This window comes from Kitasatospora sp. NPDC051705 (genome assembly GCF_044453265.1).
Classification (GTDB): Bacteria; Actinomycetota; Actinomycetes; order Streptomycetales; family Streptomycetaceae; genus Kitasatospora.
The window spans coordinates 379,235-403,721 of sequence record NZ_JBITCO010000002.1 but is presented as its reverse complement, the minus strand read 5'-3'; the positions used below and the strand labels follow the sequence as shown (position 1 = coordinate 403,721).

Genomic DNA, 24,487 nt, shown 5'->3' with positions numbered 1-24,487 from the left:
AGTGGATAGGCACAGCGCCTGCACGGTCCCGAGGGCGCTTCCCCGCTTTCGGGAGCTTACGGGAGTCCACGAATGAACGATGTGCGGACCGCGGCGGCCGACGGTGCACCGGCACCGGTGGACCTGCACCTGACGGTGCCGGAGCTGACCGGCCGTCTCCTCGGATGCGCCGCCGACGGGCAGTGGCTCGACGCCTTCCTGCTGAGCTCCGGTGTGGTCCAGGTGGTCGAGGACGTGCTGGAGGGCACCGCGTGGCGGCCCCGCCGGCTGCTGGACCACCTGGCGAAGGGCGCCCGGCCGGGCGCGGTCGGGGCGGCCCGGGCCGGACTGCGCGGGGCCACGGGGCTCTGGCTGGCCGTACCGCCCGCCCGTGGACTGCGCGCCTGGTGCGGCCGGTTCGCGACGCTGCGCGACCGGCTCGCCGAACTGGCGCTCCAGGACGGGGCGGCCACCGGCCGGCCGCACGGGGAGGGCCCGGACGGCGCCGGCCCCGGCCCCACCCGCCCGGACACCGCCGGCCCGGACACCACCCGCCCGGACGCCGTCGGCCCGGACGCCGTCGGCCTGGTGGCGGAACTGCGCGCCGCGGTGGCCGCGTTGGGCCGGCTGCCCGGCGCCCGGCGGCTGCTCGCCGGGGCGGTGCAGCGCCCGCCCGCCTGCTTCCGCAGCTTCGACCAGCACCCGCAGGACTGCGTCGCCCTGGCCCGGCTGGTCACCGCGCGTCACCCGGACCGTCACCGCCCCCTGCTCGTCCTGGGCGTACGCACCTCCGGCAGTCACCTGGCTCCGCTGCTCGCGGCGGCGCTGCGCGGCCTCGGCCACGGGGATGTGGTGGTCGGCACCACCCGTCCGGGCGCAGCCCTGCTGCCGGGCCGGGCGGCGCTGGTGCGCGAGCTGCGCCGCAGGTCGGGGCTGGTGCTGCTGGTCGACGACCCGCCGGTGACCGGCGGCTCCCTGGCGGGCCTCGCCGGTCTGGCCGTCCGCGGCGGTTTCGCACCGGACTCGGTCGTCCCCGTCCTGGCGTCCTTCGACGACGCGGGCGCCCTGCCGCCCGCCCTGCGCGGCCTGCCCTGCGTGACCCTCCCGGGCCGCGACTGGCACGTCCGGACGCTGCTCGGGCCCACCGCACTGGCCGCGGCGGTCGCCCGGCTGCTGCCGCCCGGCCGGCGCCTGCTGGACCTGACGGCCGACGCCCCGGGGCCGCTCTCCCGCCACGCGCACCTGGCGGTGCCCTGCTCGGCCCGCGTGGTCGACCCGGACGGCGGTGTGCGCAGCCTGCCGCTGCTCGCCGAGTGGGCCGGGGTCGGCTACTTCGGGTCGTACGCGGCGACGGTGGCCGGTGCGCTCGCCGGACTGGTCCCGGAGCCGCTCGGGATCGCCGACGGCGTGCTGGTCCGCCCCCGGCCGGAGCACCGGCCGGCCGACCGGCACGGCGTGCCGCCCGCCGAGGTCGCCCGCTACGTCGCCGCCCGGCAGCGGCTGCTGGCCGTACCCGCCGACCGGAGCCTGCTGCTGGCCGGTCGCGACCCGGTCTGGGAGGCCTCCGCCCGCCAGCTGGCGCCGGTGGTCGGCCGGCTGCACACGCTGCTCCGTCCGCTGCTGCTGGACCGGCTGACCCGCACCCTGCTGACCCCGGCCCGCCCCTGCGTGACCGACGGCCTGACCGCGCGCCACCGCTGGACGGCGGACGGCGCGGACGGCGCAGGCAGCGGAGGTGGCAGCAGCGGGCACGGGAGCGGCGGCGGCTGGCGCAAGACCGCCTACGCCGACGGCGCCTTCGGCCACCTCAACCTGGCGAGCTACGACGCCGTCTACGACCTCGCCGGCGCCGCGCACCGCCCCGCGCCCGGCACCACGGACCCCGCCCTGGCCCCGGGCCCCGCCCGGGACGCCGCCCCGGACACCCACGCGGACGCCACGAGGGACACCCCCGCGGACCAGGCCCCCGACCGCCCCGCGGACGACGACGCCGAGCTGCTCGCCGAGTACCGCCGCCTCACCGGCGAGGACGTGTCGGACGCCCGCTGGTGCCTGCTGCGGCTGGTCCAGGCCCGGCACGCCGCCGTGCAGGACGGCCTGCCGCCCTCCGAACGGACCCGGGCCGACGCCCGGCGGGCCCAGGCGCGCGCCGTGCAGCGCTTCCTCTCCGCCGTCTACCTGGCGGACCTGGACACCGAGCCGCGGGGGCCGTGCTGCGTCCTCGACGTGGACGGGGTGCTGGAGTCCGACGTGCTCGGCTTCCCCGCCTCCTCCCCCGCCGGCGCGCTGGCGCTGCGCGCGCTGCGGGCGCACGGCTACCGCACGGTGCTCGCCACCGGGCGCTCCGGCCCCGAAGTCGCCGACCGCTGCGCCGCCTACCGGCTGGACGGCGGGGTGGCCGAGTACGGGGCGGTCCTGGTGGACGCGGTGTCCGGCAGCACCGAGGTCCTGCTCGACCACGAGCGCCGCCGGGCCGGCGACGGCGGGCTGCGCGCCCGGCTGGCCGCCCTGGACCAGCCCGCCGCCGCCGACCCGCTCTCCCGCTGGTGCGTCCGGGCCTCCGTCCGCTCGCCCCGGGACGGCCGGCGGCACGCGCCGGAGCCGCAGGCCGTCGCGGCCCTGCTCGCCGAGGAGCCGTTCGGCCGGCTGTTCACGACGGTGCCCGGCCAGGCCCAGACCGACTTCGTCCCGCGCGGCTGTGGGAAGGCCCCCGGGGCGCGGGCCCTGCTGGCCCGGCTCGGGGCGGACGGGCCGCCCGCGCTGGCGGTCGGCGACGGCGTCGCCGACGTGGAGCTGCTGGGCTGGGCGGGGCACGGCGCGGCCCCGGCGAACGCGGAGCGGGCCGTCCGGGCGGCCGGCGTCCCGGTGACGCGGCGCGCCTACCAGGCCGGCCTCGCCGAGGCGGTGGGCCGGCTGATCGGGCACCGGCCCGGCGGCTGCCCGCTGTGCCGGGCTCCGCGCCCGCCCGCCGACGCCCGCGCCCTGCTGGCGGTGCTCGCCGTGCCGGAGGCGGGCCGCTCCGGCGCGCCGCTGCGGCTGGCCCGGCTGGCCGTGGCGGCCGCGCGCACGACGCCGGCCACCCGGACCCCCCGGGCCGCCGGGGCCCCCCGGACCACCCGCACCGCGCCGCCCGCCCGGGCCGGCCGGACCGCACCCCCTGCCGCGGCCGCACCGGCCGCGCCGAACCGCCCGGGCCGGGCCGGATGAGCCCGGCGGTCCAGCGCCTGCGCCGCGCCCCGCAGCCGTACCGGGCACGGGCCCGGTCCGTGCTGGCCGCGCAGTGCGCACTCGCCGCGGAACTGGTGCTGCGCCGGGCCCGCCGACTGCCGCCCGGGCACCCGGGCGCGGGCGGGCACGCCCCCCGGCTACGGTCCTCCCCCCGGGCGCTGCTGCCGCTGCGCCGGGCCCGGCTGGTCTACCGCGTCACCGACCACTGGAAGTCCCGCAGGATCGCCCGCCGGCTGGGCCTGGACGGCACCTGCACCCTGCGGCCCGGGCCCCCGGGGCTGGCCGACGTCCTGGTGCTCTCCCTCGACGCCCCCGGCCGGGAGCGGCTGGCGGTCAAGCACGCCCGCACCGGCCACGCGGTGGCCTCCCTCGACCACGAGTGGCGGGTGCTGGAGACCCTGGCCGCCGACGCCCGGCTCGGCGGCTGGCGCGCCCTCGTCCCCGTGCCCGTCCACCAGGAGCTGACCGGGCCGCTGCCGCTGATCACCGAGAGCTGGCTGCCCGGGACCACCGCCGACGAGCTGCTGGCCGCCCCCGGCGCGGACGACGGGGTCGCCGAGCGCGCGCTCACCGCCGTGGCCGAGCTGCACCGGGCCACCGGGCGCACCGAGACCGCCACCGGCCGGCTGGTGGCCTGGGTCGACGAGCCGCTGGGCGTGCTCGGCACCGACATCCCCTGGTGCCGCACCGGGAAGGGGGCCGCCGGGCTGGCGGCCCTGCGCCACCGGCTGCGGGCCGGCCTCGCGGGCGCCGAGACCACCGTCGCCTGGACCCACGGCGACTTCCACGCCGGCAACGTCCTGTTCGACGGCCGGGGCAGCCGGGTCACCGGGATCCTCGACTGGGGCGGCGCCCGCCCGGACGGCCCCTGCGCCATCGACGCCTACACCTTCGTGATAGCCCTGGCCTGCCGCCGGGAGGGCCGCCAGCTCGGCAGCGCCGTCCGGGAGATGGTGCGCCACGGCGCACTGCCCGGGCCGGACCTCGCCCTGATCGACGGCACCCGCGACGACCTGGTGGACCTGCGCCGCAGCGGCCCGGCCGGACCGCCGGACGACGCGGTGCTGCCCCTGCTGACCTGGCTGTGGCACGTCGTCTCGAACGTGACCAAGTCCCCCCGCTACGCGCGCAGCCACTGGTGGGTCTCGCGCAACGTGACCCCGCTCCTGGAGGAGGCCGCCACATGGCGGGCGACCCGGCCGTGACGCCGGTGTCGGCGCCCGGGCGGCCGCCCGCCGCCGGGGCGACGCAGCGCCGCCCCCGCCGGTTCGGCCGGCTGCCCTCGCTGACGGGCCGCGCGCTGCTGCCGGTCTCGCTGCTGCTGTGGCTGCTCTCGCTGCGCCACGTCCACCTGGAGCGGATGGGCGACCTCGGCCTGCTGCAGGTGCTGCCGGTCCTGTACTGGACGGCGGCCGGCCTGCTGACCGCGGGCTTCCTGCTCGTGCTGCGCGACCGCCGGCTCCGCCAGTGGTGGCTCGCCGGGTACGTCCTGGCCCTGATCGCCGTCGTCCACGCGACGCCCACGCTGCTCTACGCCAACCTGCGGTACTCCTGGGCGTGGAAGCACGTCGCCGTGATCGACGCGATGCTGCGCCACGGCGGCCCCGTCCCGCAGGCCGGGACGCTGGACCCGTACAACCAGTGGCCGGGCTTCTTCGTGCTGAACGGGCTGCTGCTGCGGCTCACCGGCCTGCACTCGGCGCTCGGGTACGCGAGTTGGGGCCCGCCGCTGTTCAACGCGCTGCTGCTCGCCCCGCTGCTGCTGCTCTACCGGGCGATCAGCACCGACCGGACGCTGGTGTGGGGCGCGGCCTGGGTCTACTACTCCTGCTCCTGGGTGGGGCAGGACTACTTCTCGCCCCAGGCCTTCGCCCTGGTGCTCTTCCTCGCGGTGATCGCCGTGGTGGTCCGCCAGTTGCCCGACCGGACGGACCGGGCGGGCCGGGCGCCCGGCCCCGCGCCACCGGGCGGCTCGCACCGGTCGGCCGCCCCGGCACCGGCGACGGGGCTTGCGGCCGGCCCGGCCGGCGCGGCCGCGGGCGACGGGTGGATGCCGATCCGGTTCCTGATGGTCCTGGTGCTGGAGGCCGCGATCGTCTGCTCGCACCAGCTGACCCCGCTGATGCTGATCAGCTCGCTCGCCGCGCTCGCGATCCCCCGCCGCAACCGCCGGGTGGTGCTGCCCGCCCTGGCGGCCGCCGTGGCGATGACCGTGGTGTGGGACGCCACCGTGGCGCGCCCGTACCTGTCCGCGAACCTGGGCCAGTTCACCAAGGCGCTCACCACACCGGACTCCAACATCAGCGCCGGTCTGGCCAACCTCGGGATCGCCGCGCCGCAGCAGGTCACGGTCGACTGGATCGACCGCGGGCTGTCCGCGACGGTCGTCCTGCTGGCCGTGATCGCCTTCGTCCGCCGGCCGTGGCTGCGGCGCACCCCGCTGCCCTACCTGGCGCTGGCCCCGGTGCCCTTGCTTGCCGCGAACAGCTACGGCGGGGAGATGATCTTCCGCACCTACCTGTTCGCGCTGCCCGCCTGCGCGTTCATGCTGGCGGCGCTCGTGCTGCGGCCCTCCCCGCGGCCCCGGCTGCGCGCGGCCTGCTCGCTGGTCCTGTTCCTGGCCCTGCTCGGCGGGCTCTTCTTCGGCTACGACAGCAAGGAGCGGATGAACTGGTACGACGACCGCGAGGTCGCCGCGACCGAACAGCTCCTCAAGGCCGCGCCACCGTACTCGGTGGTGGTGTCGATGACCGGCAGCGTGCCGGGCATCTACGAGGGCTACGACCAGCACCCCGGGGTGCGGCTGGCCGAGACGACCCCGCAGACCCGGGAGCTGCTGAACCAGGACCCGCTGGGCGGGTTGGAGGCCGCGGTGGGCTTCACCCACCCCGGTGTGCCCGCGTACCTGGTCCTCAGCCGGGCGCAGGCCGCCGAGTGCCGGCTGACCGGCATCTGCCCGGCGGACCTGGAGGACCGGCTCGCGGAGGTGGTGTCCCGGACCCCCGGGTTCGACCTGGTGTACCAGAACCAGGACGCCGTGGTGTACCGCTTCGTCCCCAACCCGCTGCCCGGCCAGGAGCCGGCCGCGGGCCCGTCGCCGGCCCCGCAGCTCCCGGGCGGTGCCGTCCCCCAGCCAGGAGGCGGGCCGTGAACGGCACCTCGTCCGCAACCGCCGCCCGGGCCGGGTGGGCCCTGGCGCTGTCCGGGTGGGCGGCCCTGGCCGTCTACGCGCTCGCCGACGCCGACCCCGTCCGGGTGGCCGTGGCCGGCGCGTTCCTGCTGCTGTGCCCGGGCCTGGCCGCGGTGCGGTCGGCCCGGCCGGCGCTGGCCGCGCGCGGTGCGCCGATGGACCCGCTGGAGTACTGGGTGCTGGCGGTGGCGCTGAGCCTGGCCGTCGACACGGTGATCATCGTGGGGTTCTACCTGGCCGGCGGGCTCATCAGCGGCTGGGCGCTGGGGGCGGTGGCCGCCGCCACCACGCTGCTGGCGCTGCCGCAGTGCCGCCCGCGCGGCCGCAGACCTCCCCCGGACGGCCCGGACGGCGACGGCGGTCCGGGCGACCCCGACCGGGGCGGACGCGGCACACGCGCACGCGACCAGGGCGACCCGGACGACCAGGGCGGCGGCACGGACGGCGACCGCACGGACGGCGACCGCACGGCCGGAAGGCGGCGCCGACGATGGCGGTGGCGCAAGCGCGTCGGCGGGGCCGGCGCGGGCGCGGCGGCGCTGCTGCTGGTCGCCGCGTGCGCCGGGGGCGGCCCGGCCGCCACGGTGACGGTGTCCACCCCGCAGAGCGGCGCCGGGGCGAGCAGCCCCACCGCCGGCCCGACCGCCCCGGCGGCCCCCGGCGCCTGGCACCTGGCCTTCCAGGACGACTTCGACGGCACGACGCTCGACCACGCGAAGTGGGCCACCTGCTACGACTGGAACCAGGACGGCTGCACCAACGCCGGCAACCACGAGCTGCAGTGGTACCTCCCGCAGCAGGTCGGCGTGGGCGACGGCCGGCTGACCCTGAGCGCCGACCGCTCGGACACCCGCGGGAGCGACGGCAAGGACTACCCGTGGACCTCGGGCATGGTCTCGACCGGCCGGGACTCCTGGAACGCGCAACCGCGGCACACCTTCACCCGCGGCTACTTCGCCGCGGCGGTGCGCATCCCCCCGGAGGCCGGCATGTTCCCCGCCTTCTGGCTCCTGCCGGCCTCCCGCACCACCCCGCCCGAACTCGACGTCGCCGAGTTCATCTCCACCACCCAGTACGTGCAGATGACCGTGCACTTCACCGGGCCGGACGGCAACCCCAAGGACCAGTGGCAGCGCTGGGGCCCGCAGGACTTCCCCGCGGGCGACCACGTGTTCGCGCTCGACTGGGAGAGCGACTCGCTCACCTGGTACGTCGACGGCGTCCAGCGCTACCGGGTCACCGACCCGTCGAAGATCCCGGACGAGCCGATGGAGCTGCTGCTCAACCTGGCCGTCGGGTACCCGAGCTCGCCGCCGCAGAACGTCTCCTCGGCGCGGATGACGGTGGACTGGGTGCGGGTCTGGCAGCACTGAGCCCCCCGGGGCCGCCCCGGGAGGCCGCACCCGTCAGGCCCGGGGCGGCCCGCCCGCCGGGCGGCCGAGCAGCGCCCGGCCCCGGCGGTACGCCCGCCAGCCCTTGGTCCGCATCCGCTCCGGGTACGGCGCCACCGGGGCGCCGACGCCCTGCACCCAGCGCCGGAACTCCGCCGCCGGGGTGTCCGCCCGGAGCATCAGCCGGGAGATCCGCAGCGGCTCGTCCCCGTCCGAGCTGAACGCGTTGCCGACCGCGCACGCCGACGTCCAGCCGGACGCCTGGACCTTCTGCCGGACGGCGGCGCTCGAGTAGCCGTGCGGGTAGGCGAACGAGGCGGCCTGGTGGCCCACCGCGTCCTCCAGTTCGTGCTTGCAGCCCCGGATCTCGTCCCATGCCTGCCGGCCGCGCACGGTGTCCAGCTGGGGGTGGGTGCGGGTGTGGCCGCCGATCTCGACGCCGAGCGCGTCCAGCGTGGCGACCTGGCGCCAGGTGAGCATCTCGGCGGGCGGCAGCAGGGTGCCCTCGCCCGCGTGCCCGGGGATGTGCACGGCGCCGGTGGTGACGAACAGGGTGGCCGGCAGGTCCCGGTCGCTGAGCATCGGGGCGACCGTCCAGTAGAAGTCGGCGAACCCGTCGTCGAAGGTGAGCACCGCGCAGTGCTCGGGCAGCGGGGGGCCGCCGCGCAGGGCCGACACCAGCCGGCGCAGCGGGACGATCCGGCGCCCGCCCTCCACCAGCGCGTCGAGCTGCCGGGCGAACACCCGCGGCGACACGGTGTACGGGGCGATCCAGCCGGGAGGGTCGTCGGAGACCGAGTGGTAGAGCAGCACGGGCACGGCGGTCATGACGCGCGCTCCGCGGGGACGGCGCGCACCGGCGCGTCCGGGGCGGTTGCCGGGCGGCCGGGCAGGGCGGCGGCGATCCGGCCGGCGGCGTAGCCGAGCACGGTGACGGACACGCCGGCGAGCAGCGCGGCGGCCCGGCGCGGATCGGCGCCGGCGGCCCGCAGGGAGCGGGCGAGCGCGGCCGGGATGGTCGCGGTGAGGTAGCGGCGCTCGCTCGCGAGGGCGGCGCGGCTGCCGCGCTTGCGGGCCACGGCGGCCTTGGAGCGGCCCTCCGCGAAGCAGCGGGCGCGGAAGTAGGCCCAGGTGGACCGGCCGGCCGGCACGTGGTGGCGGACCACCGCGGCGGGTTCGTGGAGCAGCAGGCCCCGGGGGTCGCGTTCGGCCAGCCGCAGGCACAGCTCGGTCTCCTCGCAGCCGAGCGGGCGGGTGCCGACCCGGCCGAGGTCGGTGCGGAAGCCGCCGGCGGCGAGCACCTCGGCGCGGCGGAAGGACATGTTGGCGCCGATGAAGTTGCGCACGGCGCTGCGGCGGGTGGGCAGGCCGCGGTAGGAGCAGCCGACCACCCAGTCGAACTCGGCGGGGAACCAGGACGGGCGCCCGCCGTCCCAGCGCGGCAGGACGAGGCCGCCGACGCCCTGGACCCGCGGGTCCCGGTAGGGGGCGAGGAGGTGGCCGGTCCAGCCGGGCTCCGCGGCGGCGTCGTCGTCGAGGAAGGCGACCACCTCCTGGGAGGCGGCGGCCACGCCGGAGTTGCGGGCGCCGGACAGGCCCTGCCGCTCGTGGTTGGGCAGCACCAGGACGCCGGGGAACTCCGCCCCGGCCCGGCGCACCAGCTCCGGGCAGTGGTCGACGACCAGCAGGACCTCGTCGGGCGGCCGGTGCTGGCCGTGCAGCGAGCCGATCGCGGCGCGCAGGTCGTCCCAGCGGTCGAGGGTGTAGGCGCAGACGATGACGGACAGGCCCGGGGGGTTCACGGCCGTCTCCGTTCGTGTGTCGGGAGCCACCGCGGCAGGGTGCACAGCAGTGGCACGGCGAGGGCGGTGGCGGCGGTCGCCCAGGCGAGGGCGGCGCCGGCGAGGCCGATCGCCGACAGCAGCCAGGCGGTCAGGCCGGCGGCGGTCAGACCGGCGACGGTGAGGCCGGCGACGGTGAGGCCGAGGGCGGAGCCGCGACCGACGGTGCGACCGGGGGCGGTGCGGCCGGCGACGGTGCGGCCGGGGGCGGAGCGGCGACCGACGGTGCGACCGGGGGCGGTGCGGCCGGGGGCGGCCGGCACGCGCCCGTTGCGCAGCAGCCGTCCACCGGCCACCACGGCGGCCCGCAGCCGGGCCCGCAACAGGGCGGGGTACGAGCACTCGCAGGGCAGCGGCAGCGGGCAGGAGCAGGTCCCGCGCCCCCGGGCGGGGGCGGCGGCGGCCGCGGTCCGCGCGAACACGGCCCGTCACCCCGTCGCCCGGGCGGTGGCCCGGTCCCGGTGGACGCTGCGCACGTACCCGAGCGGTCCGTACAGCATGCCCTGCAGCTCCAGCCGGGCGAGGTGCCAGCTGGGGCGGCGGCCCGCCGCGCCCGGGTCCGGCCGGGTGCGTGCGCGGCGGGCCGCGTAACGGAGGCCGCCGGGGAGGCGGCGCAACAGGGCGGGCAGCATGGCGGGTTCGTGGTGCAGCGCGGCGGCGAGGTAGGCGCCGAAGCCTGCGCCGTAGCCGAAGGCCTGGGCGGGCAGGGCGTCCATGGTGCGCCGGTGGCGGTGCCAGATGATGGCGTCGGGCGCGTAGGCGAGGGCGTGGCCGGCGACCAGGATGCGGAAGAAGGCGAGCAGGTCGTCGCCGCCGCGGGCGGGGGTGCCGGTGCCGGTGGCGGGGTCGAAGCCGCCGAGGGCGCGCAGCGGGGCGGTGCGGAAGGCCATGTTGGCGCCGGAGCCGAAGCGGCCGGCGGCGAAGGGGAAGAGCGGGTCGCCGAGGCGGTCGGCGAGGCTCCAGGTGCGGGCGGCGAAGCCCTTGGCGAAGCCGCCGTGGTTCTCCAGCGCGACCTGGGCGGGGGTGTCGAGTTCGGCGGGCAGGATCAGGCCGGTGACGCAGCCGATCCGCTCGTCCTCGGCGAAGGTCCGGGCGAGGGCGCCGATCCAGTCCGGGTCGGCGAGGGTGTCGTCGTCGGTGAAGGCGGTGATCTCCCCGGTCGCGGCGGCGAGCCCGGCGTTGTGGGCCCGGGCCAGGCCCGCCACCGGCTCGCGCAGGTAGCGGACCCGGCCCCGGTACCGGTCCCGGATCAGCCGTTCGGCGGCGTCGTCGGCGGGGGCGTTGTCCACGACGATGACCTCGGTGCGCGGATAGCCGTTCCGCAGCAGGGAGTCGAGGCAGGGTCGCAGCAGGCCCGCCCGGTTGTGGGTGGCGACGACCACGCTGACCGTGACCGGGCCCGCGGGCACCCGGGCGCGGCCGACCCGACCGGGACGCGCCGCGGGTGTCGCGGTGGACAGTGCGGGAACACGCAGTTCCCGGTGGGCGGCGTCGACCAGCGCCCGGCGCAGTTCGGCGCTCCCGCCGGCTGCTCCGGTGGCCGTGACCAAGCCGAGCGGGTGTCCGTGCAGCCGCACCAACGCCAACACGCGTCCGGCCGGGTCGACGGCACCGAGACCGCCGGGCGAGCGCAGCCCGCTCGGTTCGTCCAGGTCCAGCTCGACGACGCGGACGGGGGTGTGGAGCGAGTCACGGGCGGCGGGGCGCGGGCAGGCTGCTGCGGTGCGCCGGTCGGTGCCATTCATCAGTGCTCCCCCACGGAGGCGGCCGCCGGGGACCGGGCGCCGGGACGCTCGGCGATCAGGGTCCTCAGCACCCGGCGGCCGTCGGAGACGGCGTGCAGGTGGGAGCGACCGCTGCGGCGGGGGAGTTCCAGGCTCGGCACCTCGGCGATCCGCAGTCCAGAGCGAAGCGCGTGCGCGATCATCTCGGCCTCGATCTCGAATCCGGTGGAGCGGAGGTCGAGGGCGCTCAGGAAGGAGCGGCGGAAGGCGCAGTAGCCGTAGCACAGGTCGGTGAGGCTCGCGTCGTAGAGGCGGTTGACGACGGCGAGCAGGGCCCGGTTGCCGAGCGAGCGGATCCGGGTGAGGTCGAGCGAGCCGCCGCCGGCGATGCAGCGCGAGCCCTTGACGAAGTCGAACCCGTTGTCCAGGAAGTGCAGGTAGTGCGGGATCTCGCCGGGCCACATGGAGCCGTCGGCGTCCATCATCACGACGTACTCGCCGGTGGCGGCCGCGAAGCCGGTGCGCAGGGCGTTGCCCTTGCCGGGGCCGCTCTGCTGGACGCTGCGGACGGTGGGCAGGCAGTGCCGGGCCATCGGGACGGTGGCGTCACTGGACGCTCCGTCGACCAGGATGACCTCGTCGACGCAGGACGGGATCTGCTCGAAGACCCAGGCGATGTTGCGGGCCTCGTTGTGGGCCGGGACGACCAGGCTCACCGAGTGCCGGGCGGCCACCTGGGCCTGGGCGGCCGGGCGGGCGGAGCGGGCGGTGGCGGGCGGGTCGTCGGCACGGCGCATCGGGTGGTGCGCGGTGGCGCGGTCGGTGGCCCGGCGCTGCGGGTGGGCCTCGCCGTTGACGGGCCGGTCGACGGGCGGTTGGTAGGGCCGCTCGGACGGCCGGTCCTCGGACCGCCTGGTCTCGGACCGCCGGTCTTCGTGCCGTCCGTTCTCGGACGGGCTGTTCTCGGAGGGGCTGGTCTCGGACGGCCTGGTCTCGGAGGTCCTGCTATCGGACGGCCTGGTCTCGGACGGCGGCCCGGCGGACGGCGGTGCCACGGCGGGCACGGCGGGGTCCTGGGCCACGGAGGCGTGGTTGGTGGAGGGCAGGGTGGTGCTCATCGGGGGCGGCCTCTCGGGAGGGAGGCGACGGGCGGACGCCGGGCACGGCGCGGGCCCCTAACGGTGGCGAACGGGCCTTGGGCGCGGACGGATACGCGCGGGCGGGGCCCGGTGGGGAAGCCCGGAGCGAGGACCTCGGGGAGGCCTCGGGGCTGCCGAAACGAGGGAGGGGCTCCGTGGCGGCCGGATGGGGGTGCGCACCGCCCGGGCCCTCCCCGGCGCCTGCGGCGCCGGTCGTACGAACTGGCCTATGAACCACCGCACCTTCGGGTGCGGAGTGTGCCAGGGCCTCATCGTCCGTCGGCACGGACAGTCACGTCAAGGGGGCTTTGTCCGCTTTTTACCGTAACTTCCCATGACCCGTGGTGACACCGAGTCACCGGACCCGATCCTGCGCCGTCACGCGGCGCGACCAGGCCGCCCGGCGCCCGTCGGCCCCGCATCCGCCAGCCTCGCGCCCGTCAGCCCTGCACCGGACGGCCGCGCAGCGGACGGCCCTGCACCGGGCGGCCCTGCGGCTCCTCCGCGATCCGGCGGGCGATCTCGCCCGGCCGCACCGGCCGTCCGAAGTGCCAGCCCTGCGCCCAGTCGCAGCCGATGGTGCGCAGGCGCTCGGCGTCCTTCAAGGTCTCCACGCCCTCGGCGGTGACGGTCAGTCCGAGCGCGTGCGACATCGACACCAGGCCGCTGACGATCCGCCACCCGGTGGACTCGTCCTTCGCCGGATCGTGCAGATCGCCCACGAAGGACCCGGCGATCTTCAGCCCGGAGACCGGGAGGTCCCGCAGGTACGCCAGGTTGGACCACCCGGTGCCGAAGTCGTCCACGGCCAGCGACACGCCGAGGTCGACCAGCCCGTGCAGGGTGCGCAGCGCCTCGTCCTCCGGCCCGACGACCGTCGACTCGGTGATCTCCAGCTGCAGCCTGGCCGGGTCCAGCCCGGTGCCGTCCAGGATCCGGGCGAGGTCGGTGACCAGCGCCGCGCTGCGCGCCTGACGGACCGCCAGGTTGACGTTCAGCTGCGGGGCGGCGTCGCCGAACCGCTTGATCCAGTCCGCGGCCTGACCACAGGCCTGCTCCAGCACCCAGCGGCCGAGCGGCATGATCAGCCCGGTCTCCTCGGCGGTGGTCACGAACTCGTCCGGGCCGAGCACGCCCAGCTGCGGGTGGCGCCAGCGCACCAGCGCCTCCACCGCGGCCAGCCGGCCGTCCGCGAGCGCGTACAGCGGCTGGTAGTCGATGAAGAACTCGCCGCGGTCCAGCGCCGCCGGCATCCGCACCGACACCGCGTAGCGGCTGACCGCGCGGGCGTTCTCCTTGGGGTCGAACAGCGTCCAGCGGCCGCGGCCGGCCTCCTTGGCCCGGTACAGCGTCAGGTCCGCGGCCCGGACGGCGGCGCCCGGGGTGGTGGTGGAGACCCGCCGCTCCAGCACGCCGACGCTAGCGCCCACCGCCAGCTTGTGATCGCCGATCAGCACCGGCCCGGCCAGCGCCTTGAGCACCGTCTTCGCGGCCGCGACGGCCTCCTGCTCGCCCCGGCAGTTCTCCAGCAGCACCACGAACTCGTCGCCGCCGAGCCGGGCCACCAGGTGGCCGAGCGGGGTGAGCGCGGCCTTCAGCCGGGCGGCCACCGCGGCCAGCAACTGGTCGCCGGTGTCGTGGCCGAGGCTGTCGTTGACCACCTTGAAGCCGTCCAGGTCGACGTAGCAGAGGCCGAACCTGGCGCCCGGCTCCGGCTCCTCGAACAGCTTCTCCAGCCGCTCGAAGAACGCCGCCCGGTTGGGCAGGCCGGTCAGCGGGTCGTGGGTGGCCTGGTGGCGCAGCCGCTCCTGCAGCCGGTAGCGGTCGGTGATGTCCTCCAGCATCGCCACCTGGTACTGCGGGACGCCGTCGTCGTCCCGGATCAGTGAGACGGTCAGGTGCGTCCAGACCACCTCGCCGTCCTGGCGGTAGTACGGCTTGTCGATCTGGAAGTACTCCCGCCGGCCGCTGATCAGGTCCTCGTACGCCTCCCAGACGCCCGGGGTGTCCTCGGGGTGCACGAGGTCGCCGACCCGGCGGCCGGTCATGTCCTCCGGCCCCGCGCCGAACAGCTCCTGCAGCGCCTTGTTGACGGCCAGGATGTTGCCGTCGGTGTCCCCGATGCCGATCCCGATCGCCGCGCTCTCGAACAGCGCGCGGAACCGCGCCTCGGAGGCGCGCAGCGCCCGCTCGGCCTCCTTGCGGGCCGCGTCGGCGGCGGTGCGGATCGCCTCCTGCTCACGCAGCGTGCGCTCGCGCAGGGCCGCGGCCCAGCCGGCCGCGAAGGCTCCGGTCAGCGCCGGGCCGCGCTCGTCCCCGGACGGCTGCGCCTGCAGCAGCTCCACCGCCCGGGCCAGCAGCACCGGGTCGGTGAAGTGCGCGTCGACCAGCTCCGCGCCGGCCTGCGCGGCCAGCCGGGGCTCGAACGGCTCCTCCTGCTGGGCGCGGTGCAGCAGCCCCGCCGTCCGGGCCACCAGCCGGCCGAGCAGCCCGGGGTGGATGGCGATCCCGTGGTCGGCGGAGAGCAGCCGCGCCCAGGCCTCGTGGAAGCGCTCGGCGCTGTCGGACACCGGGGCGGCGCTCATCGGTCCACCCGGGTGGGCGAGGCGGGGGGTACCGGAGCGATGACGGGCGCGATGGCGGGCGCGATGGCGGGCGCGATGGCGGGAGCGGCGGTGGGTGCGGCGGTGACCGGCGGGGCGGGACGCGCGGGGCCCGCGGCCGGCGGGGCCGCGTGCGGACCGGTGCGACCGGCGGCCGCTGTGCCCGCTCCGCGACCGTCGGCTCCTCGTCCGGTCCGTCCGCTCAAGGGCGGAACCCCATGCCTGCCACCCCGGTCATCCGCTCGGGGTGCTCGCCGACCGCCTCCGGCTGGTCCGGGCGCCACTGCGGGAGGTAGACCACGCCCGGTTCGACCAGCTCGAAGCCGTCGAACATCGCGGTGATCTGCTCGTGCGTGCGCATGGTCAGCGGGGTCGGCGTCATCCGGTACAGCTTCTGGTGGTCCTCCGCCTGGTCCGGGCGCCCCTCCAGGGAGGCGTGCGAGAGGACCAGCGCGCTGCCGGACGGCAGCACGTCGCGGATGGTGCGGATCAGCTTCCACGGGTCCTCGTCGTCGGTGACGAAGTGCGCGACGGCCACCAGCAGCACGGCCACCGGCTCGCCCGCCGACAGCAGTCCGGCCACCTCGGGGCGGCCCAGCAGGTCGTCGACGTCGCGCAGGTCGGCCTGGACGACGGAGCACTCCGGGTCGTCCGCCAGCAGCAGGCGGCTGTGCGCCACGGCCACCGGGTCGCGGTCCACGTAGACGACCTCCGCCCCGGGCCGGATCGCCCGGGCGACCTCGTGCACCGCGCCGAAGGTCGGGATGCCGGAGCCGATGTCCAGGAAACGGGTCACGCCGCGCTCGGCGAGGAAGGAGACCGCGCGGCGCAGGAAGGCGCGGTTGGAGCGCATGATCTGCGGCAGTTCGGGCCACAGCTCCATGGCCCGGCGGGCCATCTCGCGGTCGACCTCGAAGTTGTGCGAACCCCCCAGGTAGTAGTCGTAGACCCGCGCGGCGTTCGGTTTGTCCAGGTCCGTGCCCTCCGGTACCCAGCTCGGTCGCCGCATGCCTGTGACTCCTTCACTCCGGTTGTGGGGCTGCAGCGCCTCACGACGACTGCTGTGACAGCTGAGACTACAAGCACAGAAGATCCTCCTCTGCACCCCGAACGGGTGCAAGCGGAGTGCCCCCTTCCCGGCACGCGGCGTTCGCACCCTGTTCGCCCCTCGTCCTGCCGAACCACCGGTTCCCGGCCCAGAATGGACGTGATGGCCGGAGGCATCGAGGACTACGCCCTCATCGGTGACTTGCAGACCGCCGCCCTGGTGGGCCGGGACGGATCGGTCGACTGGCTCTGCCTGCCCAGGTTCGACTCCCCCAGCTGCTTCGCCGGACTGCTCGGCGACCAGCGCCACGGCGCCTGGCGGATCGCCCCCGCGGGCGCCGCCGAGTGCCACGCCCGCCGCTACCGGGGCGACAGCCTCGTCCTGGAGAGCGAATGGCAGACCGCCGGCGGGAAGGTCCGGATCATCGACTTCATGCCGCAGCGCAGCCCCGGCGGACGCCCCGGCCCGGTGCACCACGGCGAGCAGGACGGCCGCCCCGGCCCGGGCGGGCACCGCGACCCGCAGCTGATCCGGATCGTCGAGGGCCTGGAGGGCACCGTCCCGATGCGCGGCACGCTGCGGCTGCGCTTCAACTACGGCCGCATCGACCCGTGGGTCCGCCGCACCGGACACCACCGGGTCGCCGTCGCCGGGCCCGACTCGGCCTGGTTACGGGTGCCCGCCGGGGTCCACACCTACGGCCTGGACGGCGTCACCGTCTCGGACTTCACCGTGACCGCCGGGCTGCGCGTCCCCTTCGTCCTCACCTGGCAGCCCTCCCACCTCACCACCACCCCGCGCGCCGACCCCGAACAGGCCCTGCTCGCCACCGTCGCCCGGTGGCAGACCTGGGCCTCCGACTGCCGCTACCGCGGCGAGTGGCGGGCCGCCGTCCTGCGCTCGCTGATCACCCTCAAGGCCCTCGCCTACGCGCCCACCGGCGGCATCGTCGCCGCACCCACCGCCTCCCTGCCCGAGCGGATCGGCGGGGCCCGCAACTGGGACTACCGCTTCTGCTGGCTGCGCGACTCCTCCATGACGCTCTCCGCCCTGCTGCGCGGCGGCTTCCGCGAGGAGGCCGCCGCCTGGCGCCGCTGGCTGCTGCGCGCCATCGCCGGCGGGCGCGGCGACCTCCAGGCGGTGTACGGGGTCGCCGGGGAGCGGGTGCTCGGCGAGACCACCGCCGACTGGCTCCCCGGGTACGAGGGCTCGCGTCCCGTCCGGTTCGGCAACGCCGCCGTCGACCAGCTCCAACTCGACGTCTACGGCGAGGTGGTGGACACCCTGCACCTCGCCGTCGAGGCCGGACTGCCGATGGAGCGGCACGTCTGGACCCTGCTGCGCGCGCTGATGGACCACCTCGAACAGCACTGGCGCGAACCGGACGAGGGGCTGTGGGAGGTACGCGGCGGGCGGCAGCACTTCGTGCACTCCAAGGTGATGAGCTGGGTCGCCGCCGACCGTGCCGTCCGGCTGGCCGAGAGCACCGGGCTGCCCGCCCCGGTCGACCGCTGGCGGGCCCTGCGGGACGCCGTGCACGCGGACGTCTGCGCCAACGGCTACGACCGGCGCCGCGGCGTCTTCGTCCAGCACTACGGCGGGCGCGGCCTCGACGCGGCCACGCTGTTCGTGGTGAAGAGCGGCTTCCTGCCCCCGGACGACCCCCGGGTGGTGCGCACCGTGGACGCCGTCCGGGACGGACTCGACCACGGCGGACTCGTGCTCCGCTACCGGGCCGGGCCGCACGGCGACGGCCTGCCGGGCGGCGAAGGGGCCTTCCTGGCCTGCTCGTTCTGGCTCGCCGACGCGCTCGCCGCCACCGGGCGGGTCGACGAGGCCCGCGCCCTGTTCGCCCGGGTGGTCGCGCTCGCCAACGACCTGGGGCTGCTCGCCGAACAGTGGGACCCGCACGCCGGACGCCAACTCGGCAACACCCCACAGGCGTTCAGTCACGTGGCCCTGGTCAACACCGCCTTCACCCTGGCCGAGTCGACCCGGGGACGGTAGCGGCGGGGCACCGCTAAGGTTTGCGCGTGGACCCCAACCACTACCGGTTCCGCGGCGTGTGGCGGCTCGCGGCGCCGGCGCCGGCCGTGTACGCGGCGCTGGAGGACGTGCGGAGCTACCCTCGGTGGTGGCCGGAGGTGCTCGACGTGCGGCCCGTCGACGAGCGGTCCGGGGAGGTCGTGGTGCGCGCGCTGCTGCCGTACCGGCTGGTGATCCACCTGGAGGCGCGGCGGCGGGACCCGGCCGCCGGGGTGCTGGAGGCCACCATGCGGGGCGACCTCGACGGGTGGTCGCGGTTCACCGTCACCGGCGTCGGCGACGGCACCCGGGTGCTCTTCGAGGAGGACGCCCGGCCCGGCCGGCCCCTGCTGCGCCGCCTCGCCCTCCCGCTGCACCCGCTCTTCCGCGCCAACCACGCGGTGATGATGCGCCGGGGCCGGCGCGGACTGGCGGCGTACCTGGCGGCCGGCGGGGCGAACGGCGAACAGCGAACAGCGAACAGATGACAGCTGACAGATTTCGAAATCTGTTATCTGTCATCTGTTATCTGTTATCTGTCGGCTGTCATCTGTTCGCCGTCATCTGTTCGCCATCGGTCGTCAGCCGTCGGCCACTACCTGCCGTCCCCCCGCGGGAACAGCCACCGCCGCAGCAGCCGCGTCACCAGCGGCAGCGCCGCGTACGTCATCAGCCCGCTGATCAGCGGTGCGGTGACCAGCGGCCGGACGGCCACCGGCAGCGCCGCAAGGTGCGGGCCGAGCCACACCGCGGAGGCCACCGTCAGCGGGGCGATGGCGACGGTGGAGGCGACCGCCATCCGCCAGCGGACCGGCGGCCGGCGCTGCGCCGCACCCGGGGTGGTGGCGAACCAGCCCTCCATGCCGAGGATCTCGTGCCGGTGCACCTCGTGGTGGTGGCCGTCCGCCTTCTCGAAGCAGGCCGCCCGGGCCGGGGAGGACTGCCAGGACCGGAAGGCCGCCGCGTCCCGGAAGTGCAGCAGCAGGTGCCAGGGCTCGTCCGACCCGGCCGGGCGCAGCAGCCCCGTCCCCAGGTTGCCGTCGTGCGCGGAGGCGGCGGCGAGGATGTTCTTCGCCCAGACCTCGAACGTCTCCTCGTAGCCCGGCTCCACGCGGCGCGCCACGAACAGCGTCACCTCGTCGTGCTCCTCGGCCTGCCCGATGGCCGTCCCCCGTGCCGTCGTCGCCATGCCTGCACCCTTCTCCCCGTGCGGCTCCGCCGTGCGCGGGCCGGTCCGGCTCCCCCGCTCGCGAGCCGCCGGGCAGCCTACGGGCGGCCCGCCGTTGCCGTCCGCCGCGCCCGAACCGTGGGACGCGGCGCCGCCGCCGGGCGGGAATCGCCCCGGATCTCCGCCGGGCCCGACAGAATCCAGGAGTCCGGCCCCGACGCCGGCCGCGCCCCACCCCACCGGAGGTCCGCCATGAGCACCGCCCCGCCCGAGGACTTCGGCTTCGACGCCCCCTTCGACCGGGCCGGGACGGGCAGCAGCAAATGGGCCCGCGCCGGGGCACCGGGGGTGATCGCGATGGGTCTGGCGGACATGGACCTGCCCGGCCCGCCGGCCGTGGCCGCGGCCCTGCGGAGCCGGGCCGCTCACCGGGCGTACGGGTACACGGTGTGCGACCCGGCCGGTCGGGCCCTGGTGGCCCGCTGGTACCGGGAGCGGCACGACGTCGAGGTGGATCCGGACTGGGTCCTGCTGCTGCCCTGCGGCCCGCGCACCGCGCTGCGCCTGCTGCTGGAGACCGTCCGGCCACAGGCGCCGGTGCTGTTCCCGACGCCGGAGTGGGGCGGTTTCGCGCAGATCTGCCGGGCCGCCGGGGTGGCGTACCGGGAGCTCGCCCTGACCGTCACCGGCGACGGCTACCGGTTGCCTGAGGCCGGCCAGCTCCCGCGCCCCGCCTCGGCCCTGCTGCTGAGCAACCCGCACAATCCGTCCGCCCGGGTGTGGCCGGGCGCCGCGGTGCGCGGCCTGGCCGCCTGGGCGGCGCGGTGCGGGGCCCTGCTGGTCTCGGACGAGGTGCACGGCGACCTCACCCATCCGGGCCGGCACCACCCGGTGGCCGTCACCACCGCCCACCCCTGGGACCGGCGGCACGTCGTCTCGCTCAACTCGGTCGGCAAGACCTTCAACTGCTCCGGGATCCCGTCCGCCTTCGCGCTCGTCCCGGACCCGGCACTGCGCGCCCGCTTCACCGACACCCTGGCCGGGTTCGGGCTCTGGGAGGGCGGTCTGCTGGAGCAGACGGTGCAGGAGGCGGCGCTGCGCGAGGGCGGCCCGTGGCTGGACGCGCTGCTCGCCCACCTGGCGGCCGCCCGCGCCCGGCTGACCGAGCGGCTCGGCCCGGCCGTCCGGTCGGCGCCGCAGGCCTCCTACCTGCTCTGGCTGGACGCCGCCGCCCTCGGCCTGCCGCCCGAGGGGGCCCGGCGGGCACTGCTGGAGCGCTGCGGCCTGGAGGCCTCGGACGGCGCCGAGTTCGGCACGGGCGGGCAGGGCTCGCTGCGGCTGAACTACGCGTTGCCGGGGCCGGTGCTGGACGAGGTGCTGGAGCGGCTGGACCGCCTGTGAGCGGCCGGGAGCCCCGGCTCGGATCCGTCGCGAAACCCGTCGCGGACCTGCCGTGAACCCCGGCGCGAAACCCGGCGCGCAGCCCGTCACGGGCCTGCCGCGGGCCTGCCGCGAACCGCCCGGAATCCCGGATTCACCCGATCGCCACACCCCTGACCTGCGGAAACGAACGTTCACCCGATATTTGCGGAGCGTCCCCGCATGCTCCGTAGCAGACTGGGCAGGGTAGACCGGGCCGCAATCGTGATCCCGAGGATGGTGAGTCCGGTGATACCGATATCCCACTCCACTCAGCCCGAGCGGCAGAGCCCGCAGCCGCCCCCGACGGGGGTGACCCCGCTGACCGAGTCGGGGGCGCGAAGCCACGTGGCGGGCGTCTGCTTCAAGATCGGGCCGCCCCGCCTGGTCGGGGTCGAGGTCGAGTGGTTCGTCCACGACGACCGATGTCCCACCCGGCCCGTACGGCCGGAACTCCTGCGTGACGCACTGGCGTCGATGCCGCTCGGCGGCCCCGACGGCACCTCGCTCCCCTCCGGTTCGCGCCTGACGCTCGAACCCGGCGGGCAGGTCGAGCTCAGCTCCCCGCCCGCCACCGGCCTGGTGGCCTGCGTCGAGGACACCCGACGCGACATGACCGCCCTGCGGGCCGCCTTCGCGGCGCAGGGCCTGCGCCTCACCGGCACCGGGACGGACCCCCTCGCCCGGCCGCGCCGGATGGTGCTGGACCACCCCCGCTACCTCGCGATGGAGCGCTTCTTCGACTCGGCCGGGCCCTGGGGCCGGATCATGATGACCGGCACGGCGTCGGTGCAGGTGTGCGTGGACGCCGGTGACACGGACGGCCCGCACGCGGTGCGGCGCCGCTGGCTGCTGACCCACCGGCTGGGCCCGGTGCTGGTCGCCGCCTTCGCCAACTCCCCGCTGCTGGACGGGAAGCCGACCGGCCACCGGTCGACCCGGCAGACCGTCTGGTCCCGGATGGACCCGAGCCGCACGCTCGCCCCGCAACCCGACCACGGCGACCCCGGCGAGGCCTGGGCGCAGTACGTGCTCGACGCCGAGGTGCTGTGCATGCGCCGGCCCGAGGGCCTGCCCTGGACGGCCCCGCCCGGACTGACCTTCCGCGACTGGGTCCGCGGCGGCGGCGAACGCCCGCCCACGCTGGCCGACTTGGACTACCACCGCACCACCCTGTTCCCGCCGGTGCGCCCGCGCGGCCATCTGGAGCTGCGGATGATCGACGCCCAGCCCGGCGACGGCTGGGTGGTGCCCGCCGCCCTCGTCACCGCGCTGCTGGACGACCCGGTGGCCGCGGACGCCGCGCTGGCCGCCCTGGAGCCGCTGCAGCGCGCCGACGGTCCGCGTCCGCCGCGCAGCGACGCCTGGCGCCGGGCCGCCACGCTGGCCACCTCCGACCCCGAGCTGCGCCGCGCCACCCTGGCCTGCTTCGCCGCCGCCGACGCCGCGCTGGGCCGGCTGCCCGACGCCGGACGGCTGCGCACCGCCGTCGCCGAGTTCGCCGAGCGCTACCCCGCGCGCGGCCGCTGCCCCGCCGACGACCAGCTGGACGCCCTGCGCTCCGGCACCCGACGCACCCTCCCGGAGGAGGCCGCACCATGACCGACGTCCGACCCCCCGCCGCGCCCGCCGACCCGGTGGCGGGCACCGAGGCGCTGCGCGAGGCGATCGCCGCCGAACTGCTGGCCGCCCGGGCCCGGACCGCCGCGCTGACCGACTGCGTCGAGGACGCCGACCTCACGGCCCAGCACTCGCCGCTGATGTCCCCGCTGGTGTGGGACCTCGCGCACATCGGCAACCAGGAGGAGCTCTGGCTGCTGCGCAACGTCGGCGGCCGCGACCCGATGCACCCGGAGATCGACCCGCTGTACGACGCCTTCCAGCACCCCCGGGCCGAGCGGCCGAGCCTGCCGCTGCTGCCGCCCGCCGAGGCGCGGGCGTACGCGCACGACGTGCGCGGCCGGGTGCTCGACCTGCTGGCCGCCAGTCCGCTGGAGGGCGCGCCGCTGCTGGACGCCGGGTTCGCCTTCGGGATGATCGCCCAGCACGAGCAGCAGCACGACGAGACGATGCTGATCACCCATCAGCTGCGCCTGGGCGAGCCCGCGCTGGCCGCCCCCGCACCGCCGCCCGCCCCGGCGGACGCGGCCGCGCTGCCCGCCGAGGTGCTGGTCCCCGCGGGCCCGTTCACGATGGGCACGGACACCGAGCCGTGGGCGCTGGACAACGAGCGCCCGGCGCACGTGGTCGACCTGCCGGCCTTCCTGCTGGACACCACGCCGGTCACCAACGGCGCGTACCAGCGGTTCATCGCGGACGGCGGCTACGACGAGCCGCGCTGGTGGACCCCCGAGGGCTGGGAGCACCGCCGGCGCGCCGACCTGAGCGCCCCGCTGTTCTGGCGGTTCGAGGACGGCCAGTGGCTGCGCCGCCGCTTCGGTACGGTGGAGCCGGTCCCCGCGGACGAGCCGGTGCTGCACGTCAGCTGGTACGAGGCGGACGCGTACGCCCGGTGGGCCGGGCGGCGGCTGCCGACCGAGGCGGAGTGGGAGAAGGCCGCCCGGCACGACCCGGTCGGCGGTCGCTCCCGCCGCTACCCGTGGGGTGACGGAGCGCCCGGCCCGGAGCACGCCAACCTCGGCCAGCGGCATCTGCGCCCGGCCCCGGCGGGCGCTTACCCGGCGGGCGAGTCCCCGTACGGCGCACGGCAGTTGATCGGCGACGTGTGGGAGTGGACGGCCAGCGACTTCCGCCCCTACCCGGGGTTCCGGGCCTGGCCGTACGCGGAGTACTCGGAGGTCTTCTTCGGCCCGGAGTACAAGGTGCTGCGCGGCGGCTGCTTCGCGGTCGCGCCGGTCGCCTGCCGGGGCACCTTCCGGAACTGGGACTACCCCGTCCGCCGGCAGATCTTCGCCGGGTTCCGCACCGCCCGCGACCTGGAGTCGGCCTGATGTGCCGCCACATCGCCTACCTGGGCGAGCCGGTGGCGCCGCGGGAGCTGCTGGTGCACCCGCCGCACGGGCTGCACCGGCAGTCCTGGGCGCCGCGCACCCAGCAGCACGGCACGGTCAACGTCGACGGCTTCGGCCTCGGCTGGTACGCGGACGGTGACGAGGTGCCCGCACGCTACCGCCGGGCCGGGCCGATCTGGGCGGACTCCGCCTTCGCCGACCTGGCCCGGGTGATCCGCACCCGGGCCCTGCTGGCGGCGGTCCGCTCGGCGACCGAGGGCTGCGCGGCGGGCGAGAGCGCGGCCGCGCCGTTCGCCGCCGAGCGCTGGCTGTTCAGCCACAACGGCGCGGTGGCGGGCTGGCCGGGCAAGCTCGACGCGCTGGCCGCCCTGCTCCCGCCCGCCGAGCTGCTGGAGCTGGAGGCGCGTTCGGACTCGGCGCTGCTGTGGGCCCTGGTCCTGCACCGGCTGCGGGCGGGGTCCGGTCTCGGCGAGGCGCTGGCGGACACCGTCGCGGACGTCACCGCGCACACCACCGGCCGGCTCAACCTGCTGCTGACCGACGGGCGGGTCGTCGCCGCGACCACCTGGGGCGACACCCTGCACCACCGCACCCTGCCCGGGCTCGGCACCGTGGTGGCCTCCGAGCCCTACGACGACGACCCGGACTGGACGGCCGTCCCGGACGGCTCGCTGCTCCTCGCGGACGGACGCGACGTCACCGTGCACCCGCTCCCCCGCCGCCGCTGATCCCCCACACCCCCTTCATCTTCTGAACAGAG

General features: G+C 76.6%; 18 protein-coding genes. 10 read left to right on the top strand and 8 right to left on the bottom strand.

Annotated features, from left to right (window positions below; genetic code table 11):
• Positions 1–72 precede the first annotated feature (72 nt).
• Genes ACIA8Q_RS04365 through ACIA8Q_RS04350 form a run of 4 tightly spaced genes read left to right on the top strand, consistent with a single transcriptional unit; the run spans position 73 to position 7,770 of the window.
• A complete protein-coding gene (locus ACIA8Q_RS04365) occupies positions 73–3,186 on the top strand; it encodes an HAD family hydrolase (protein ID WP_396316734.1) in 3,114 nt (1,037 codons plus the stop codon).
• Positions 3,183–4,412 (top strand): aminoglycoside phosphotransferase family protein, encoded by a 1,230-nt coding sequence (locus tag ACIA8Q_RS04360; RefSeq protein ID WP_360220662.1) that lies wholly within the window; start codon positions 3,183–3,185, stop codon positions 4,410–4,412. The genes ACIA8Q_RS04365 and ACIA8Q_RS04360 overlap by 4 nt, the downstream gene beginning before the upstream one ends.
• The gene (locus ACIA8Q_RS04355) at positions 4,391–6,358 is read left to right on the top strand and encodes a glycosyltransferase (RefSeq protein WP_360220665.1); all 1,968 of its coding nucleotides are present in this window, start codon (positions 4,391–4,393) and stop codon (positions 6,356–6,358) included. Before ACIA8Q_RS04360 ends, ACIA8Q_RS04355 begins: the two co-directional genes overlap by 22 nt.
• Complete coding sequence (locus tag ACIA8Q_RS04350) at positions 6,355–7,770, top strand: family 16 glycosylhydrolase (RefSeq protein WP_396316733.1); 1,416 nt, start codon at positions 6,355–6,357, stop codon at positions 7,768–7,770. The genes ACIA8Q_RS04355 and ACIA8Q_RS04350 overlap by 4 nt, the downstream gene beginning before the upstream one ends.
• A 33-nt stretch (positions 7,771–7,803) precedes the next feature.
• On the opposite strand, the gene ACIA8Q_RS04345 is transcribed toward ACIA8Q_RS04350, so the two are convergent.
• The 7 genes from ACIA8Q_RS04345 to ACIA8Q_RS04315 form a co-directional block, all read right to left on the bottom strand.
• Entirely contained in the window at positions 7,804–8,616 is an 813-nt protein-coding gene (locus ACIA8Q_RS04345; RefSeq protein ID WP_396316732.1) for a polysaccharide deacetylase family protein, read from the bottom strand.
• The gene (locus tag ACIA8Q_RS04340; RefSeq protein ID WP_387897307.1) at positions 8,613–9,590 is read right to left on the bottom strand and encodes a glycosyltransferase family 2 protein; all 978 of its coding nucleotides are present in this window, start codon (positions 9,588–9,590) and stop codon (positions 8,613–8,615) included. Before ACIA8Q_RS04340 ends, ACIA8Q_RS04345 begins: the two co-directional genes overlap by 4 nt.
• A complete protein-coding gene (locus ACIA8Q_RS04335; RefSeq protein WP_396316731.1) occupies positions 9,587–10,051 on the bottom strand; it encodes a hypothetical protein in 465 nt (154 codons plus the stop codon). Before ACIA8Q_RS04335 ends, ACIA8Q_RS04340 begins: the two co-directional genes overlap by 4 nt.
• A 6-nt stretch (positions 10,052–10,057) precedes the next feature.
• Positions 10,058–11,374 carry a glycosyltransferase gene (locus tag ACIA8Q_RS04330; RefSeq protein WP_387897304.1) on the bottom strand — a complete coding sequence of 439 codons (1,317 nt, stop codon included), beginning with the start codon at positions 11,372–11,374 and terminating at the stop codon, positions 10,058–10,060.
• Positions 11,374–12,471: a glycosyltransferase gene (locus ACIA8Q_RS04325; RefSeq protein WP_360220683.1), complete on the bottom strand. Its 1,098-nt coding sequence runs from the start codon at positions 12,469–12,471 to the stop codon at positions 11,374–11,376. The genes ACIA8Q_RS04330 and ACIA8Q_RS04325 overlap by 1 nt, the downstream gene beginning before the upstream one ends.
• Positions 12,472–12,932: 461 nt before the next feature.
• A complete protein-coding gene (locus ACIA8Q_RS04320; protein WP_360220686.1) occupies positions 12,933–15,077 on the bottom strand; it encodes an EAL domain-containing protein in 2,145 nt (714 codons plus the stop codon).
• Between the two features lie 220 nt (positions 15,078–15,297).
• A complete protein-coding gene (locus ACIA8Q_RS04315) occupies positions 15,298–16,104 on the bottom strand; it encodes an SAM-dependent methyltransferase (protein WP_360220689.1) in 807 nt (268 codons plus the stop codon).
• Between the two features lie 201 nt (positions 16,105–16,305).
• Between ACIA8Q_RS04315 and ACIA8Q_RS04310 the strand changes: the two genes are divergently transcribed.
• Positions 16,306–18,150: a glycoside hydrolase family 15 protein gene (locus ACIA8Q_RS04310; protein ID WP_387897300.1), complete on the top strand. Its 1,845-nt coding sequence runs from the start codon at positions 16,306–16,308 to the stop codon at positions 18,148–18,150.
• Positions 18,151–18,176: 26 nt separating this feature from the next.
• Positions 18,177–18,656 carry an SRPBCC family protein gene (locus ACIA8Q_RS04305; RefSeq protein WP_360220695.1) on the top strand — a complete coding sequence of 160 codons (480 nt, stop codon included), beginning with the start codon at positions 18,177–18,179 and terminating at the stop codon, positions 18,654–18,656.
• Positions 18,657–18,763: 107 nt separating this feature from the next.
• Here ACIA8Q_RS04305 and ACIA8Q_RS04300 read toward each other — a convergent pair whose 3' ends face one another.
• Entirely contained in the window at positions 18,764–19,357 is a 594-nt protein-coding gene (locus ACIA8Q_RS04300) for an antibiotic biosynthesis monooxygenase (RefSeq protein WP_360220698.1), read from the bottom strand.
• 231 nt (positions 19,358–19,588) lie between these two features.
• Here ACIA8Q_RS04300 and ACIA8Q_RS04295 point away from each other — a divergent pair, with 231 nt between their 5' ends.
• The 4 genes from ACIA8Q_RS04295 (at position 19,589) to egtC (ending at position 24,455) form a co-directional block, all read left to right on the top strand.
• Positions 19,589–20,737, top strand: coding sequence for an aminotransferase class I/II-fold pyridoxal phosphate-dependent enzyme (locus ACIA8Q_RS04295; RefSeq protein WP_396316730.1), 1,149 nt, complete (start codon positions 19,589–19,591; stop codon positions 20,735–20,737).
• Positions 20,738–21,004: 267 nt separating this feature from the next.
• Positions 21,005–22,357: an ergothioneine biosynthesis glutamate--cysteine ligase EgtA gene (gene egtA, locus ACIA8Q_RS04290; RefSeq protein ID WP_396316729.1), complete on the top strand. Its 1,353-nt coding sequence runs from the start codon at positions 21,005–21,007 to the stop codon at positions 22,355–22,357.
• Positions 22,354–23,706 carry an ergothioneine biosynthesis protein EgtB gene (egtB, locus tag ACIA8Q_RS04285; RefSeq protein WP_360220707.1) on the top strand — a complete coding sequence of 451 codons (1,353 nt, stop codon included), beginning with the start codon at positions 22,354–22,356 and terminating at the stop codon, positions 23,704–23,706. Before egtA ends, egtB begins: the two co-directional genes overlap by 4 nt.
• The gene (gene egtC, locus ACIA8Q_RS04280) at positions 23,706–24,455 is read left to right on the top strand and encodes an ergothioneine biosynthesis protein EgtC (protein WP_360220710.1); all 750 of its coding nucleotides are present in this window, start codon (positions 23,706–23,708) and stop codon (positions 24,453–24,455) included. The genes egtB and egtC overlap by 1 nt, the downstream gene beginning before the upstream one ends.
• The last annotated feature ends 32 nt before the right edge of the window (positions 24,456–24,487 follow it).

Excerpts from the sequence above, each read along its gene's own strand:
- ACIA8Q_RS04360 (WP_360220662.1), top strand. The coding sequence starts at position 3,183 with ATGAGCCCGGCGGTCCAGCGCCTGCGCCGCGCCCCGCAGCCGTACCGG.
- ACIA8Q_RS04315 (WP_360220689.1), bottom strand. The coding sequence starts at position 16,104 with ATGCGGCGACCGAGCTGGGTACCGGAGGGCACGGACCTGGACAAACCG.
- ACIA8Q_RS04345 (WP_396316732.1), bottom strand. The coding sequence starts at position 8,616 with ATGACCGCCGTGCCCGTGCTGCTCTACCACTCGGTCTCCGACGACCCT.
- ACIA8Q_RS04310 (WP_387897300.1), top strand. The coding sequence starts at position 16,306 with ATGGCCGGAGGCATCGAGGACTACGCCCTCATCGGTGACTTGCAGACC.
- ACIA8Q_RS04330 (WP_387897304.1), bottom strand. The coding sequence starts at position 11,374 with ATGAATGGCACCGACCGGCGCACCGCAGCAGCCTGCCCGCGCCCCGCC.
- ACIA8Q_RS04295 (WP_396316730.1), top strand. The coding sequence starts at position 19,589 with ATGAGCACCGCCCCGCCCGAGGACTTCGGCTTCGACGCCCCCTTCGAC.
- ACIA8Q_RS04365 (WP_396316734.1), top strand. The coding sequence starts at position 73 with ATGAACGATGTGCGGACCGCGGCGGCCGACGGTGCACCGGCACCGGTG.
- egtB (WP_360220707.1), top strand. The coding sequence starts at position 22,354 with ATGACCGACGTCCGACCCCCCGCCGCGCCCGCCGACCCGGTGGCGGGC.
- ACIA8Q_RS04355 (WP_360220665.1), top strand. The coding sequence starts at position 4,391 with ATGGCGGGCGACCCGGCCGTGACGCCGGTGTCGGCGCCCGGGCGGCCG.
- ACIA8Q_RS04320 (WP_360220686.1), bottom strand. The coding sequence starts at position 15,077 with ATGAGCGCCGCCCCGGTGTCCGACAGCGCCGAGCGCTTCCACGAGGCC.
- ACIA8Q_RS04300 (WP_360220698.1), bottom strand. The coding sequence starts at position 19,357 with ATGGCGACGACGGCACGGGGGACGGCCATCGGGCAGGCCGAGGAGCAC.
- egtC (WP_360220710.1), top strand. The coding sequence starts at position 23,706 with ATGTGCCGCCACATCGCCTACCTGGGCGAGCCGGTGGCGCCGCGGGAG.
- ACIA8Q_RS04325 (WP_360220683.1), bottom strand. The coding sequence starts at position 12,471 with ATGAGCACCACCCTGCCCTCCACCAACCACGCCTCCGTGGCCCAGGAC.